General features: G+C 34.6%; 13 protein-coding genes and 1 pseudogene. 3 read left to right on the top strand and 11 right to left on the bottom strand.

The annotated features are described in order from the left end of the window. Window positions 1-129: 129 nt before the first annotated feature. From ACE38P_RS00405 to hemJ, 5 genes are all read right to left on the bottom strand, one after another. Window positions 130-1,017: a heme o synthase gene (locus ACE38P_RS00405; protein ID WP_374699315.1), complete on the bottom strand. Its 888-nt coding sequence runs from the start codon at window positions 1,015-1,017 to the stop codon at window positions 130-132. A 1-nt stretch (window position 1,018) separates the two neighbouring features. Next, window positions 1,019-2,569 (bottom strand): cytochrome c oxidase subunit I, encoded by a 1,551-nt coding sequence (gene ctaD, locus ACE38P_RS00400; RefSeq protein ID WP_374699314.1) that lies wholly within the window; start codon window positions 2,567-2,569, stop codon window positions 1,019-1,021. 15 nt (window positions 2,570-2,584) lie between these two features. Beyond that, complete coding sequence (gene coxB / locus ACE38P_RS00395) at window positions 2,585-3,349, bottom strand: cytochrome c oxidase subunit II (RefSeq protein WP_374699313.1); 765 nt, start codon at window positions 3,347-3,349, stop codon at window positions 2,585-2,587. Between the two features lie 556 nt (window positions 3,350-3,905). After that, entirely contained in the window at window positions 3,906-5,417 is a 1,512-nt protein-coding gene (locus ACE38P_RS00390; RefSeq protein ID WP_374699312.1) for an HlyD family type I secretion periplasmic adaptor subunit, read from the bottom strand. A 154-nt stretch (window positions 5,418-5,571) separates the two neighbouring features. Further along, window positions 5,572-6,000, bottom strand: a complete 429-nt coding sequence (gene hemJ, locus ACE38P_RS00385) for a protoporphyrinogen oxidase HemJ (RefSeq protein ID WP_374699311.1) — start codon at window positions 5,998-6,000, stop codon at window positions 5,572-5,574. Between the two features lie 65 nt (window positions 6,001-6,065). On the opposite strand from hemJ, the gene pdhA reads away from it, so the two are divergent. After that, entirely contained in the window at window positions 6,066-7,046 is a 981-nt protein-coding gene (pdhA, locus tag ACE38P_RS00380; protein ID WP_010401363.1) for a pyruvate dehydrogenase (acetyl-transferring) E1 component subunit alpha, read from the top strand. Between the two features lie 205 nt (window positions 7,047-7,251). Next, window positions 7,252-8,682: an Asp-tRNA(Asn)/Glu-tRNA(Gln) amidotransferase subunit GatB gene (gatB, locus tag ACE38P_RS00375; protein ID WP_280143182.1), complete on the top strand. Its 1,431-nt coding sequence runs from the start codon at window positions 7,252-7,254 to the stop codon at window positions 8,680-8,682. Window positions 8,683-8,895: 213 nt separating this feature from the next. On the opposite strand, the gene ACE38P_RS00370 is transcribed toward gatB, so the two are convergent. From ACE38P_RS00370 to ACE38P_RS00355, 4 genes are all read right to left on the bottom strand, one after another. Then, a complete protein-coding gene (locus ACE38P_RS00370; RefSeq protein ID WP_026092663.1) occupies window positions 8,896-9,816 on the bottom strand; it encodes a tyrosine recombinase XerC in 921 nt (306 codons plus the stop codon). 2 nt (window positions 9,817-9,818) lie between these two features. Continuing rightward, window positions 9,819-11,198, bottom strand: a complete 1,380-nt coding sequence (gene lpdA, locus ACE38P_RS00365) for a dihydrolipoyl dehydrogenase (RefSeq protein ID WP_010401379.1) — start codon at window positions 11,196-11,198, stop codon at window positions 9,819-9,821. Beyond that, window positions 11,191-12,300 carry a PQQ-binding-like beta-propeller repeat protein gene (locus tag ACE38P_RS00360; RefSeq protein ID WP_264687145.1) on the bottom strand — a complete coding sequence of 370 codons (1,110 nt, stop codon included), beginning with the start codon at window positions 12,298-12,300 and terminating at the stop codon, window positions 11,191-11,193. The genes lpdA and ACE38P_RS00360 overlap by 8 nt, the downstream gene beginning before the upstream one ends. 313 nt (window positions 12,301-12,613) lie before the next feature. Next, on the bottom strand, window positions 12,614-12,754 hold the full coding sequence (locus ACE38P_RS00355) for a hypothetical protein (RefSeq protein WP_237398596.1): 141 nt from the start codon (window positions 12,752-12,754) through the stop codon (window positions 12,614-12,616). Between ACE38P_RS00355 and ACE38P_RS00350 the strand changes: the two are divergent. After that, a pseudogene (locus ACE38P_RS00350) lies at window positions 12,702-13,917 on the top strand (cbb3-type cytochrome c oxidase subunit I). The gene ACE38P_RS00355 and the pseudogene ACE38P_RS00350 overlap by 53 nt on opposite strands. A 117-nt stretch (window positions 13,918-14,034) precedes the next feature. On the opposite strand, the gene ACE38P_RS00345 reads toward ACE38P_RS00350, so the two are convergent. Both ACE38P_RS00345 and tnpA read right to left on the bottom strand, forming a co-directional pair. Next, window positions 14,035-14,688, bottom strand: coding sequence for a hypothetical protein (locus ACE38P_RS00345; protein ID WP_264730738.1), 654 nt, complete (start codon window positions 14,686-14,688; stop codon window positions 14,035-14,037). A gap of 203 nt (window positions 14,689-14,891) precedes the next feature. Further along, window positions 14,892-15,143 carry an IS200/IS605 family transposase gene (tnpA, locus tag ACE38P_RS00340; RefSeq protein ID WP_264375610.1) on the bottom strand — a complete coding sequence of 84 codons (252 nt, stop codon included), beginning with the start codon at window positions 15,141-15,143 and terminating at the stop codon, window positions 14,892-14,894. Window positions 15,144-15,310: the final 167 nt, after the last annotated feature.

The following is a 15,310-nucleotide window of genomic DNA, read 5'->3' as shown; positions in this document are numbered from 1 at the left end:
TCACAATTTTTATAGATATAGAGGCAATTTAAGCCGCACCTTTAAATTTTATTATGGAAATAAAAAAAAGTGCTACAACGAGCATTATTAGAAGAGAAAGTAAAAGATAGTTTTTATGTTCTTTCATGGTTAAAACAAATCAATAGAGCAGTAAATAACGCTGGCAAACAGAGAAAATAGATAAGAAATCGAATAAGAAAACATTTTTTTCTGCGAGCTATGACTCTTAAGCCTTATAACGGATGCAGCAAACCAAATAAAAACACACCCTTCAATAATTGCCATACTGAGGTAAAATAGAGCCTTTTTCAAAAATAGTGCTGGAAGTAAGCTAGTTAATACGAGTAACACGCTATAGATTAATATATATTTCCTCGTTTTTTCTGGACCATAAACGATATTGAACATTGGAATCGATGCTTTTGTATAATCTTCAGATCTATTTAAGGATAGAGCCCAAAAATGTGGTGGAGTCCACATAAAAATTATTAAAAATAGAATAGAACTTTCCCAGCTTACAGAGTCAGTTACAACCGCCCAGCCAATCATTGGAGGAAAAGCACCTGCTGCACCACCAATAACAATATTCTGCGGAGTACGCCTTTTGAGCCAAATTGTATACACAAAAACATAAAATAATATGCTAATTGCAAGCAAAGCAGCAGAAACATAGTTCACTGCTATTGCCATGATAAATACTGACAATATTCCAAGAGTTATGCCAAATTCAAGCGCGCTTTCTGCAGAAACTCTACCTGAAGGTATAGGGCGGTTTTTTGTTCTCTCCATAAGCAAGTCTATATCTCTGTCATACCACATATTTATTGCACCTGCAGATCCTGAACCAAGAGCAATGCACATAAGAGATATTAGTGCAAGGAAAGGATGAATGCTACCTGGTGCAGCAACCATTCCAGCAATTGCAGTAAACACTACAAGGTACATTATCCTTGGCTTCAGCAAATGCCAAAAATCCAGTATTGTTGATTCAACATTTAGCAAAACACTTGTGTACATTCTATTTTATCACTGGTGGTTTTTCAAAAGTATGAAAAGGCGGTGGTGAAGATACCGTCCATTCTAAAGTGTCACCTTCCCAAGGATTATCTCCAGTTTTTTTGCCCCACTTAAAGAGATGTATAACTATAAATACAAAAAACATAACTGAAAGAAAGGACATATATGAGCCAATTGAGGATATATAATTCCAAGGGATAAACGCGTCGGGATAATCAGGTATACGCCTTGGCATACCTGCTAATCCCAGGAAATGCTGGGGTAAGAAAGTGACATTGGTGCTAATAAAAGTGAGCCAAAAGTGTATCTTTCCTAAACACTCGTTATATTGCTTACCTGACATTTTGCCTATCCAATAATAAAAACCGGCGAAAGCTCCAAATAATGCAGCAAGCGACATGACATAGTGAAAGTGAGCAACGACATAATAGGTATCGTGCAAAAGCTTATCTATTCCACCGTGAGAAAGAATTATTCCGGTTATACCACCTCCAACAAACATGAAAATAAAACCTAATGCAAACAGCATTGGTGTCTTCAATTCAATCGCTCCACCCCACATAGTTGCAATCCAACTAAAGACTTTTACACCAGTTATAACACCAATGAAAATTGTGCTAGTGCTAAAAAATATAGCAGCATCCTCGCTAAGCCCAACAGTAAACATATGGTGAGCCCAAACCATGAAGCCAAACGTTGCTATTCCTATCATGGCATAAACCATTCCCATATAGCCAAATACTGGCCTATGGGAAAAAGTTGATATGACTTGACTTATGATGCCAAATGCAGGAAAAATAATTATGTAAACTTCTGGATGACCAAAAAACCAAAACAGGTGTTGAAATAACACAGGATCACCGCCACCAGCAGGATCAAAAAAGGAAGTACCAATATTGCGATCAGTTAGCAGCATAGTTATAGCACCAGCAAGTACCGGTAAGGCAACAATTAACATAAATGACGTTAGTAAAACAGACCAAACAAATAGTGGCATTTTAGTGAGTGACATACCTTTTGCACGCATATTGAATATAGTGACTATAAAGTTGATCGCCCCAACAATTGATGACATACCAGCAATATGAAGTGCAAGTATAGCAAGATCAACTCCTGCACTTGGGTGGGACATAATTTGCGACAAAGGTGGGTATAAAGTCCATCCTGTCCCAGGACCTTCGCCAGCAAATACCGAGAGGATAAGCAAAATAAAAGATGAAACTAACAACCAAAAACTTAAATTATTCATACGAGGAAATGCCATATCTGGTGCACCAATCATGAGAGGTACGAACCAATTACCAAATCCTCCCATTAAGGCTGGCATTATCATAAAAAACACCATTATTACCGCATGCCCTGTAATCATTACGTTATATAGCTGGTAATTATTGTTAAGTATATTAATGTGCATTAGCTGAGTACGAATAATTACCGATAATAATCCACCAATAATTCCAGCTAATATGGAAAAAATAATGTATAGTGTCCCTATATCTTTGTGATTAGTAGAAAACAGCCAACGTCTTATACCTTTTGGTACATCACTCATATCTATACTCCAAACTTAACTTACTAATTTTTTATCTTCAATCCACTTATTAAAATCTTCTTTACTCACTGCTTCAACAACAATTGGCATAAATCCATGACCTTGACCACATAGTTCATAACATTGCCCATAATAAATACCGGGCTTTGTAACGTTAAACCATGCTTCATTCAGTCTACCTGGTATTGCATCAATTTTTATACCAAAAGCCGGTATTCCCCAGCTATGTATTACATCTCCTGCTGTCACTTGTAAACGAATATTAGTATTGATAGGTAAAATAACGTTATTATCAACAGAGAATAGTTTTAAATCTCTTTCGGTAAAGTCTTCTTTTCCTTTTATATAGCTGTCAAATGAAATACCTTGATATTCTGGGTACTGGTAACTCCAATACCATTGATGACCAATAACTTTTAGTGTTATGTCAGCTTTTGGCACTTTCTCCTGTAGTTTAATTAATTCAGCATTTTTAAAAGCCAATACCCCAACAATAATCGTTGGTATAACAAACCAGATAATTTCTACAAAGATATTATGAGTTATTTTACTGACATTTTTCACTTTGCTCTTACGAAAGCGAAATACTACATAAGCAAGCAGGGCCCATACAAAAAGCATAATTGCAATCATTACACTCATCACAAACGAATGTGACTTAACTACAGCCTCCATTATCTCAGTTGCAGGCGCAGGAAATCCAAATTGCCAAGAAGTAGGAGCAGAAGCAATTGATATGTTTGAGTAAAAGATTATCAATAATGCAAATAACTTCACCATATTTTTTGCTGTAAAACTAACTGTATAATAATATATATACACTTACTATGCAAACAGAAATTATAGAATGTACACAAGTGTTTTGCTAAATATTGAATCAAAAGTAAATGATGATTAATGTTTTTTTAGCATTTAATAAATATACTAATACGATACTAACTTGAGGAAAAAGCATTTACATGAATCTATTTTAAGTTAAAATATTATAATATTTTAAGTTAAGTATTTACTTTAAGGAAGTTCTATAATAAGTTTAATAGTGTCTGTTATTGCTAATAACCCTCTAGCCTCACACCTAAAAGCAGTAACAGACACTATTAAACTTTAGGTAAGTTTGCCTATTTATAATTCATTGAGGTAAAAATCTTACTAATTCCTTTAATTCTATTATACAGCTGAGTTTACTAATTAACCTTTAATGTTTACGTTAGCATTTGCATCTTAAATTAAAGATTTACATATTATAGAAAATAATTATAAAATAATACACTACTTGTGTGTAAATTTTTTTGCATATCAAACTCTGTAAACAAATTTTTTAGAAAAGCAAAATAAATTATCTCTCTATGAAAGATCTATCGAATGTTGCAATTATAGGTGTAAACAAGAACGATAAAAGAGTGCGGGATTGAGTAACTATATATACTTCTGCTGGCATACCAGGATATAGGTATACGTTTTTAAATTGAGCAAGTTCTGATTTTGGTATCACCACTCGCACTGAATAATAACGCCCCATCCTTGGATCATCAAGAGCATCAGGGGAAATATGGTTTACTATACCGTTAATTAAACTTAAGCGACGTGCACTATAAGCGCTCAGCCTTACTTTAACTTTTAGCCCTTCTAGTCCGTCGATAGAGACTATATTGCTATCTTTCTTTTTTGCTGATAGTATCTCTTCTATGTTTCTGGTTAGAACTTTAGCATCTATTATTAGATCATCATCTGATGGTACTATACTCATGATTGGAACTCCAGATTGTATAACACCACCTTCAGTGTGGTATCTTATATCTGTAACTATACCATCTTGAGGTGATTTAATTATTGTACGTGCTAACGAATCTTCAGCAACCATCAGCCTCTCTTTTAAGTCTGCAATAGATGTATTAACTTCCTTAAGCTCAGCATTTGCTCTTTCTTGAGCATCATTCTTCACATTTATAATCTCTAACTCATTTTCTCCAATCTTTTGCTGTACTTGAGATATTGCAGAACGGTAATGTCCAACTCTACCCTCAATTTCAGCAAACTGTTTTTCTAAAGCTAAAATGTGTGGTTTGCTTATATGGCCACTATCAAGTAATTGTCTTTTTGTTTCTAACTCCTCAGTTATCAAGTCATATTGCTTATGGGCTGCATTTAGTTGAAAATTTAGCCCTGCTAATTCATCATTTAACTGCTTTATACGTTGTTGCAGTATGTCAGTTTTTCCTAATATACTCTTTCTCTGAGAGCTGAACAACTTTACCTGATTCTTTATCGCTTTATTTACAAGTTCATCGTTAGATAATCTTTTAACCTCATCAGAAAATTCTAGCGTATCTAAGTCTCCCCTAATTGCAATAAGTCTTGCTTCAGTTGCCAAAAGTGATAAGAGTTTTTCTTTAATTATACTCAAATTTGCCTTTTCGTTAACATCACTTAATAAAACTAAAGGCTCATCTTTTTTAACTGTTTGACCTTCTTTTACTAAAATTTTGCTTATTATTCCCCCACCCAAGTGTTGCACTATTTTTCTATTTGAAGAGACAATAACTTCTCCACTTGCATGCACTGCTCCGTCAATTGGAGCTATAGCCGACCAAATACCACCTATTCCAAAAAAGATGAATATCACCACTAAACCAAAAAATAGTGGTCCCCATGTGACTTTTAGGACTTCATTTGCGTTATTACTCTCACGTTTAAAAATAAAATTTATCATCGCATCAATCCATGCGAACGTCTTATCCAAAAATTGATATTTCTTCTTTCTATTTCCTGCCCTTTGCATATCTATATCATCACTACCAATCAGGCCTGTCAAAGAAAGTCCAGCACTAAGCTTTTTTAACTTACTCATTATAATACTACTGCGAATTCTTGTTAATCAGGATAACACACAAAAACAAAGAATCTATATCTTAAGTACTCTACTTAGACTATGGAACATCAGAATAAACTATTTAGTAACAATTCTTATACTCTATTGAATGGTTCAGCATTAGGCTAGAAAATCAAAAAGGTTTTACAATAACCATAATAACTATAATTATTATTAACACTGTTACTGCTTCGTTTAAAACACGAAAATAAACGTGAGTTTTCTTATTCAAGCCCACTACAAAATTTTTCCTATGCTTTGCAAGTAGGACATGAATAGCAAACATTAAGAATAATGCTAGCGCTTTTACATGAAACCACCCTTCGTGATATGGTTCCCTAATAATCATTAGCATAACTCCAAAACTAAGGGAGAAAAGCATTGCAGGGTTTATGATATATCTAAGGAGTCTCTTCTCCATTATTTGAAGTAAGCTGTCATTTTCTGACCCTGGTTTTACAGATGCATGGTAAACATAAAGCCTTGGCAAATAGAGCATACCTGCCACCCACATAATTACAGAGATAACGTGAAAAGCTTCAAGCCAGTGATAGTAGTCCATATAGATAGTATTATAAAATGTTAAAAATTTCTGGTATGATCTCAATTTAATAAAAGAAAGTCAATATGAAAGCAGAAAATTTCACTAAAGAACAGGTGATTGGATTCTACAGAAAAATGCTTCTCATACGCAGATTTGAGGAAAAAGCAGGACAATTATACGGAATGGGATTAATAGGCGGATTCTGTCACTTATCAATAGGGCAAGAAGCAGTTGCAGTTGGGACTCAAGCTGCATCAAAATCTGGTGATGCTTTTATCACAAGCTATAGAGACCATGGCTTAATGCTTGCATGTAATTCTGATCCGAATGTTGTGATGGCAGAACTAACCGGCAAAGAAACAGGGTGTTCAAAAGGCAAAGGTGGCTCCATGCACATATTTGATGTTGAAAAAAATTTCTTTGGTGGACATGGAATAGTAGGTGCACAAGTCCCAATTGGCACAGGAATAGCATTTGCTAATAAATACAAGAAAAAAGATAACGTTGTATTCACATATTTTGGTGACGGTGCTGCAAATCAAGGACAAGTATATGAATCATTTAATATGGCATCTTTGTGGAAGTTACCTGTGGTTTATATCATAGAAAATAACGAATACGCAATGGGAACTTCTGTACAAAGATCAACTTTAGTAACTGAACTATATAAAAGAGGAGAGAGTTTTGGTATTCCTGGAAAACAAGTTGATGGAATGGATTTTTTCTCTGTCTATGAGTTAACAAGTGAAATAGCTGAGCACGTACGTGGGGGAAAAGGACCTCTCTTGCTTGAAATGAAGACATATCGATATCGTGGACATTCAATGTCAGATCCTGCTACTTATCGCTCAAAAGAAGAAGTTGAAGATATGAAGCAAAATCATGATCCTATAAGCACCCTAAAGCAGTATATAACAGACAATAAAATCGCTTCTGATGAAGAATGCAAAGCTATTGATAAGGAAATACGAGATTTAGTAAAAAAGTCAGAAGATTTTGCTAAAAATAGTAAAGAGCCAGGCATTGATGAACTATATACTGATGTTTATAAATTTGTTAGCTAATCAGTTGCCATCAAAATTATGTTTTGGCCTACTATAGATATTTTTTGGCAGCACTTAACTTTATTATATAACAGCCTAGTCAATAGAAACTGTAGTAACTCTTATATTATTGATATACACCGCTCTTGGATCATAGGTTAAATGAGTTTTATTTGACTTTTTGTGCTAGTTTGCAGAATATAAAGTTATTAATTGAATAAAATACATGACAAAAGAAAACTGGGAGACAGTAATTGGACTTGAGGTACACGCTCAGGTTTCTTCTAAGACAAAGCTATTTTCTAGTTCACTAACGGAATTTGGCACTGAGCACAATACTCAAGTTTCTCTAGTTGATGCAGCAATGCCAGGTACATTGCCAATATTAAATTATTTCTGCATAGAGCAAGCAATATGTACCGGTCTTGCACTTTCTGCAGAAATTAATAAGTGCTCTTACTTTGATCGTAAAAATTATTTTTATCCCGATTTACCACAAGGTTACCAAATAACCCAGTTCTTTGAGCCGATAGTTAAAAATGGTAAAGTGTTTATCAATAATAATGAAAAAGAAATAAGAATCGCAAGAATTCACTTAGAGCAAGATGCAGGAAAGAGTATTCATGAAGAAAGCAAAACTTACGTAGATTTAAATCGTGCAGGTGTTGCTTTAATGGAAATTGTTTCAGAGCCAGATCTTCGTTCATCTGCAGAAGCTGCAGAATTCATGAAAAAATTGAGGCAGATTTTGCGTTACATCGGTTCATGTGATGGTGATATGGAAAAGGGGTCACTTCGCTGTGATGCAAATGTTTCTGTTCGCCCAAAGGGTAGTAGCACATTTGGCACTCGTTGTGAAATAAAAAACTTAAATTCAATACGTTATATTGTACAAGCTATAGATTATGAAGCACAAAGGCAGATCAAAATTTTGGAAAGCGGAGGAGAAATAAGTCAAGATACCTTATTGTTTGATGTCACTTTAGGAAAAACAAAAGTGATGAGAAGCAAAGAAGATTCAAGTGACTATAGATATTTCCCTGAACCTGATTTGCTACCTGTTGAAATAAGCCAAGACAAAATTGATTCTATTAAATCATCTTTACCCGAGTTGCCAGATCAAAAAAAAATTCGATACATAGAGGAATTAGGTATCAATGAATATGATGCAGACGTTATCACTTCTGATAAAGAAATTGCCGATTATTTTGAAAAATTAGCAAAAAAGCATGATTCAAAGATTGCAGTTACCTGGTTAACCGTCGAGCTTTTCGGTCGTTTAAATAAAACAAATATTGATATTGTTAGCTCTCCAATTAAAGCAGATGCTTTATCCGAACTCCTCGACTTTATCGTCGATGGAACGATCTCTGCTAAACTTGGTAAACAAGTTTTTGATATTATGTTTGAAACTGGAAAGCCTGCATCCCTTATTATAGAAGAGCAGAATCTCAAGCAAATAACTGACACATGTCAAATCTCAGAGGTAATAGATAAAATCATCAATGACAACCAAGATAAAGTTCAAGAATATAAGGGTGGTAAAACAAGATTGTATGGGTTCTTTGTTGGTGAAGTCATGAAATCCACCAAAGGAAAAGCCAGCCCTGATGTCGTAAACTTGGTTTTGAGTGAAAAATTAAAATTGAGTGCCTAGGTGTACGGTCCCAGATCTTTTGCTATTTGCTTGACTTGTTTCTTTACATAGCTTCTAATTTAAATTCTGCTGTCTATTCTCTTTCATTCATAACCTTTTGCAAAACGTTTTTGCTTTCTTCTCTGCTGGTCACTATTGCTTATATAAAGCAAGTATAGTACTGAATGATGTTGCAAGCACTCAGTTCGGCAATATTATCGATTTAAGACGAAGTTAAGATTTCGATTTTTTATTCAAACTCTTCTGAAAGTTTTTATACATATTGAAGACATCTTGATAATTTAGGTGAGTGTAAACTTGAGTAGTTTCAAGGCTTGAGTGGCCAAGCAGCTGTTGTATTGATCTTATGTCAATATCTTCCTGAAGCAAATGAGTAGCAAAACTATGGCGAAATGCATGTGGAGATAAAATTTCTGGTAAGTTTAAAAATCTTCTTATTTTTTGCAAACGATTAGCAACATAAGTTCTTCCCAATTTTTTTCCTCTTACCCCCACAAAAAGATGTCCCGCTTCGTCAAAGTGGGGACAAGCTTTTATATATTTTTGTATACACTTTTTTACTACTGGAAGAATAAATACCTGCCTTTGTTTATCTCCCTTACCTGTTACTATTAAACTTTCATTGCTAATATCACTAACCTTAAGATTCAGTGCTTCAGTGATTCTTAAGCCCGTACCATATAGCAGAACGACAATTGCAATTTCTCTTTTTACCACCCAAGGCTCGCCTAGATCAGGCAATTTCATTTCTTTCAATAGAGTTTCTATGTTAGATATTGAAAGTGCTTTAGGTAGAGTTCTTCTCTGAATTGGCCTTGATAAAGAAAATACCGCTTCATTATTTATTTCATAATTGTTTTTTATATATTTGAAAAAATTTCTGATTACTGACAATGCGCGAGTGTTAGATCTCGCATTTACACCTCTTGCATAACGAGAGGTAAACCAACTTCTCAGTTCAGGTATGCTTAATTTTTCTAAAGAGCCAACATTTACTTCTTCACCAATGTGAGTATTTAGGAAATTTATAAGATCTTTGAGGTCCCTCATGTATGACTCCAAAGTGTTTGGTGAGTAAGACCTGTTGTACTTTAGCCAATCATACCATTTTTCAATGATTGAACCGAGGTCCACAGTTACTTTTTAAAGAAAGCATCGATGCACGCATCCCTAAAGGCTTCATTTATATCAGGATGAGAGTGACAAATTCTGTATATATCCTCTGCTGCTGCACCATATGCCATTGCAACCGCTGCTTCATTGATTAGCGTATCAGCGTATGCTCCTATGATATGTACACCGAGTATTGTATCTGCTTTGCTACAAGTCAGAACTTTCACGAATCCCTCAGCATCGTCAGTGACTTTTGCTCTACCGTTTGCAGCAAATTGACATTTACCAACTTTATACTTTCGACCAGCACTTTTTAGTTCTTCTTCAGTTTTACCGATTGAAGAAACTGCAGGGTGGGTGTAAATGACTGACGGTATGATTTCATAATCAACGTGAGGCAATTGCCTTGCTAGTATCTCTGCAACTGCCACCCCTTCTTCCTCAGCTTTGTGAGCAAGCATTGCTCCACCAATCACATCACCAATAGCAAATATTCCTTTTACGTTGGTTTCATAACTATTGTTGACTTTAATAAAGCCACGACTGTCTTTTTCTATTTTTTCAAGACCCTCAGAGCATGGTTTGCGTCCTGCTGCCACCAATACCTTATCCGCCTCTATAGTATTTGTTTGATTATCTTTTACAGAGCAAACTTTCACACTCAAAGAGTTACTACTTTGTTTTATTCCCTCAACTTTAGTGCTAAGTAAAAATTTTATTCCTTGTTTTTGTAGACTAGAAAGTAGAGACTTACTTAATTCTCCATCCATTGCTGCAGCGATTCTGTCAAAAAATTCTACTACAGTGACTTCAGACCCTAGCCTCCTCCATACAGAAGACATTTCAAGCCCTATTGCCCCGGCTCCGATTACGACAAGTTTTTTTGGTACTTCAGTTAAAGACAATGCACCAGTTGATGAAATAATACTTTTCTCATCGATATTAATTCCTGGCAAAGAAATAACGTCAGAACCGGTTGCAATTACTATATTTTTTGTCTTCAGCACCTTACCTTCAACTGAAACTTCAAGGTTGCCTTGATCAAAAGAAGTAATTTTTCCAAGTCCATTGATCTTAGTAATTTTGTAAAGGTTAAACAGATATTCTATGCCTTTTCCAAGTTCCTGAACTCTAGCGTCTTTATAGCCTATCATTTCTCTCAAATCGAGACTTACATCCTTAACTTTTATGCCAAGTTTTGATAGATTATTTTTCGCGCTAGCATACTGATAAGAGGAATGGAGTAATGCTTTTGATGGTATACACCCAACTCGCAAACACGTGCCACCAAAAATGCTATTTTTGTCTATACAAGCAACTTTGAGTCCAAGTTTTGCAGCAGCAATAGCGCATTTGTAACCACCTGGACCACCACCTATAATAATCAAATCATAATCAGTCATAAAAAACAAACCTATTTTCTAAAGAATAAACACCATTTCCTTCAGTCGTTATATACATCTTACCATGGGTAAATACTGGAGCATGAAACACATTACCGGGTATTTTAATTACCCTTCCTGTACTTTCAGATCCAGGAAAAGCAAATATTGAACCTTTATTACTTGTTACCCAAAGCGTATGGGCATACATAATTGGAACAAACAATTGCACATTCTCTATAAAATCAGATGTCCAAACTGTTTTTCCACTTTGTATGTCGATGCCAATTACCTTATTATCTTTAGTCACCATGAAAATTCTTCCGCCTTCTTTTTGTTTCTCTGCAGGAATAAGAGGGCTATAATATGACTCAATGTTTGATATACTTTTTACTTGTAGTGGCCTTGACCATAAAATATTTCCTGAGTTTACGTCAATGCTATAAATATAAGAGTTGCTCGTAGCTATTAAGATATTATCGTGTACTCTAGGTGTAGTAGTTACATCTGTAAGCTGTGTGTCTAAAAGATTTGTAGCTAATTTTTGGCTCCATAGTTTTTTACCTTCTTCATTAAAAGCTATTAACTCGCCATTTGAAAATGGTGCCATTATTTTATCATTAGAGACTGCTGGTGAGATGGAATATAAACCTCGAACCTCATTTATACCATTTTGATAAGCCCAAATGGGGCTGCCATCTTTTATATCAAATACATGTAGATAGTTATCAATAGTCAATACTACCAACTTATTGTTTATTACTATTGCTTTCCCTCTTGCCGGAGCTCTTAATTCTTTTTCCCATTGAATCTCCCCTGTTTTCGCATCTATTGTGTGTAGAATGTTATCCACTACAAAGAAAACATTTTCTTTGTAGCTCGATAAACTCATATTACCAATTTTTTTCCTACTTGAGAGGTATAATTTCCAATTTATAACTCTTGGGTTATCGATATCAAAGGAATATAAGGTACCGTGCTTGTCTGGTAAAATAACGCTATTTTCTGTAAGTATTGGAGCTACATATCCTTGAGATAATTTTTTATCTACTAAACTTATTCGTTCGCTTGCCATTGTATAGTTACTATACAATAACATTATCATGACAATTATTATTTTCATTATTTAGTGAAAACAAGATTCATTAATATACATACTAGAAACGTAAATCACAACGAAAATGTTCTTAATTGTGGATCAAAAGCATTAACGTAATGTCATGCCATTATGTAAAGATTCTCTTACTGTAATAATTTTTATCAAGTATTGATTAAAACACATTTCGATAGCCCAGACTAACGCTGTCAGTAATATTACCATAATATGAAATGGAAATGGACGCAGCATTTTCACGATGAAAGATATTGTTGTAATGTCATTCATTTAAACTATGCATATCAATTTGAAAAATGTACATTGTCTTATGCTATAGTACCTAAAAGTAAATGCTCAACATACAAAATAACGCTTCACTTTGCAGGCAATGGATATTCTTGGCAGTACTTGCTCTTGCTTGTTCTGGACTGCTGTCAATAATTGTTATTTTTCTACGATTGCCTTTTATTTCTTCTCTCATTCCTTCTGCACAATATATCTTTGATAATGCACTGGTGATACACGTAAATTTGTCAATTTTGGTATGGATGTGCTCTATAATATCTCTGCTCTTCATCATAAACTTAAAAAACACCAATCATTGGTTTAACTTCTCATGGATTCTCTCAATCCTTTCCATGCTGCTAATGTTTATATCTGCATTTGTTCCAAATACTGAAGTTATCAAAAGTAACTATATACCTGTATTACAAAACAAATTATTTTTACTTGGACTCAGTCTTTTCATTACCAGCATATTGATAAATACAGCTCTAGCCTACATATCAAATAAACAAGACTCATATCTTTCAATCGGACAAATTGGCCTGGTCATTATACTTGTGTCATCATTTCTTTGTGTTGTTTTAGCACATAAAAATATGCCTCCAGGTCTATATCACTCAGACAAGAATTTATTTTATGAATATCTCTTTTGGGGAGGCGGACATTTACTGCAGTTTGCCTTTGCTCAAGCAATGTTTTTAGTTTATTTGATCATACTGAATGCTCGCTATATTAGTCTAAATAAAATTACCATTTTACCACTATTTATAAACACAGTTTTGACCGTAGGTGCGCCGTTTATATACTTTATTTATTCGGCGGATAGTGCTGAATTGATACAGTTTTTTACCTGGCATATGAGAATTGCTGGAGCAGTTCTGCCGTGCTTTTTAACAATATTAGTGTATTGCAACATAAAAACTCTGCTCAATGATAAGGGCAATTATCTTCTCCACTCGTTTGTATTGTTCATTTATGGAGGTGTGCTTGGAGTGCTAACTATTGAAGGAAATGTCACTATCCCTGCGCATTATCACGGTTCTGTGGTTGGTATTACTATAGCTTTTATGAATTTTGTCTACTGGCTGTTACCAAAATTGGGCTGTAAAGAAATAAAAAGCTCCATAGTAAGATTACAGATTTATGCATATAGCTTGGGACATTTTCTCCACATTACTGGACTTGTTTGGCTTGGTGGATATGGTGCATTAAGAAAAGTTGCAGATCTTGCCAAGTATTTCATCAATGTTAGCACGTGCTTGTTTTATTACGGGTGGAGCTATATCAGTTATTGGTGGAATGTTATTCGTAATAATTGTGATTTTACATCTTCTTAAAGGCAAGGCTCGTACCAACTAACCCACAGAAACAAAACTAAAAATTTTAGTGTAAAATTACTATATTTACTTTGTACTATGGCTCAAACAACCTGCTTCAAATTTGGAAAGGCAGTGAAATGAAAAAAACTATATCAAGCTAGACTGAATTCTTATTTGCTACTCCTTGTGGTTCTTGTGTTCCATTTACTTGAGAGCTAGGTTTCATTATTAAACCACCAGCTAAGAATGCAGATACTGTTGCTATAACAACGATTAACCACATGTCCAATTTAGTTGTATGTTCAAGTGTAATATACACTACTAACCCAACAGCAAGACCAGTACTAGCAGTAGCGATGTATGTTGCTTTTTCTTTTAGTTGTTTATTTGCTTCATTTTTGACTTCTAATATTTTCTTTTCTTGCTGTGAATGCTGGATTTGAGTATTTAGTTTATTTTTTTCAGCTTTTAATTCTATATTTTCGTTCTGAGCTGTCTTCCTTGCATATTCTAAGGATCTATTTAACCGTTCAGCTCTATCCTTTTTAGTTTGTAAGTCTTTATTTTCCGCCTTTAGTTGCTCAAGCTTACCTATTTTTTGTTTCAGTTCATTCGACATTTCACTTTTTAGTCCATTTTTTATTTTGCTTTTTAATATAGCTATTGCCTCTTTCGGGCTTTTTTTAACTTCTAGTTCCAACACGTCCTCAAGCAATTCTGCTAGTTTTATTTTTTCGTTGGAGGGCAGATAGTATGGATCATATAGAGCATTAACAAGATCTTGTAAATCAGAAAATTTAAAATCAGGCATAATAAACCTCAATACTAAAAATTTATCGTGTAATACATAAAAAACTAAAATCAAGAAATTTTGTATTATAAACTCAACAACCATCACCTACAAGGTGAAGGGTTAAATTTTAATCAATTTGAAATTGATCATTGTCATGAAGTGGCTCGCCTTCCTGGATAGATATGTACTCTTGTATAACCTCGTCTGTCAGAACTTACGGCTCAATATCCACGTGCCCAAAGGTGCCTGCCCCAAAATTGCTTACTTAGACTTGCAAAATCTTGCATCAGCAACCTTGAACTTGTTCCTTTCAAAAGTTGTACAATTTTACTAACACTTTGCTGTGGTTTATATGATATAAACATATGAATATGATCTACTGCAACTTTGCCTGAGATAATTTGGATCTCATTTTCCATAGTAACCTGCCTTAGCAGCTCCCTAACTCTAACAGCAATTTGGCCTATTAGCACCCTTTTGCGATATCATACCAAGTGTACTTTCATATCGTACTTAGAGTGTGCATTATACCCATAACGTCGCATACGCGACTATTGTAACTTGTCCTTCGCCTCAAGGCGAGACAATCCCCGAAGGGGGACACTAAAATGTCAGACATTAAAATTGCTGTATTTGCTCA

This window comes from Wolbachia endosymbiont (group A) of Limnophora tigrina (assembly GCF_964263225.1).
Classification (GTDB): Bacteria; Pseudomonadota; Alphaproteobacteria; order Rickettsiales; family Anaplasmataceae; genus Wolbachia.
This window is presented reverse-complemented; position numbering and strand designations above follow the sequence as displayed.

Coding starts and splice junctions, on each gene's coding strand:
- ACE38P_RS00405 (WP_374699315.1), bottom strand. CDS start 1,017: ATGTACACAAGTGTTTTGCTAAATGTTGAATCAACAATACTGGATTTT.
- ctaD (WP_374699314.1), bottom strand. CDS start 2,569: ATGAGTGATGTACCAAAAGGTATAAGACGTTGGCTGTTTTCTACTAAT.
- coxB (WP_374699313.1), bottom strand. CDS start 3,349: ATGGTGAAGTTATTTGCATTATTGATAATCTTTTACTCAAACATATCA.
- ACE38P_RS00390 (WP_374699312.1), bottom strand. CDS start 5,417: ATGAGTAAGTTAAAAAAGCTTAGTGCTGGACTTTCTTTGACAGGCCTG.
- hemJ (WP_374699311.1), bottom strand. CDS start 6,000: ATGGACTACTATCACTGGCTTGAAGCTTTTCACGTTATCTCTGTAATT.
- pdhA (WP_010401363.1), top strand. CDS start 6,066: ATGAAAGCAGAAAATTTCACTAAAGAACAGGTGATTGGATTCTACAGA.
- gatB (WP_280143182.1), top strand. CDS start 7,252: ATGACAAAAGAAAACTGGGAGACAGTAATTGGACTTGAGGTACACGCT.
- lpdA (WP_010401379.1), bottom strand. CDS start 11,198: ATGACTGATTATGATTTGATTATTATAGGTGGTGGTCCAGGTGGTTAC.
- ACE38P_RS00360 (WP_264687145.1), bottom strand. CDS start 12,300: ATGAAAATAATAATTGTCATGATAATGTTATTGTATAGTAACTATACA.
- ACE38P_RS00355 (WP_237398596.1), bottom strand. CDS start 12,754: ATGAGAGAAGAAATAAAAGGCAATCGTAGAAAAATAACAATTATTGAC.
- ACE38P_RS00345 (WP_264730738.1), bottom strand. CDS start 14,688: ATGCCTGATTTTAAATTTTCTGATTTACAAGATCTTGTTAATGCTCTA.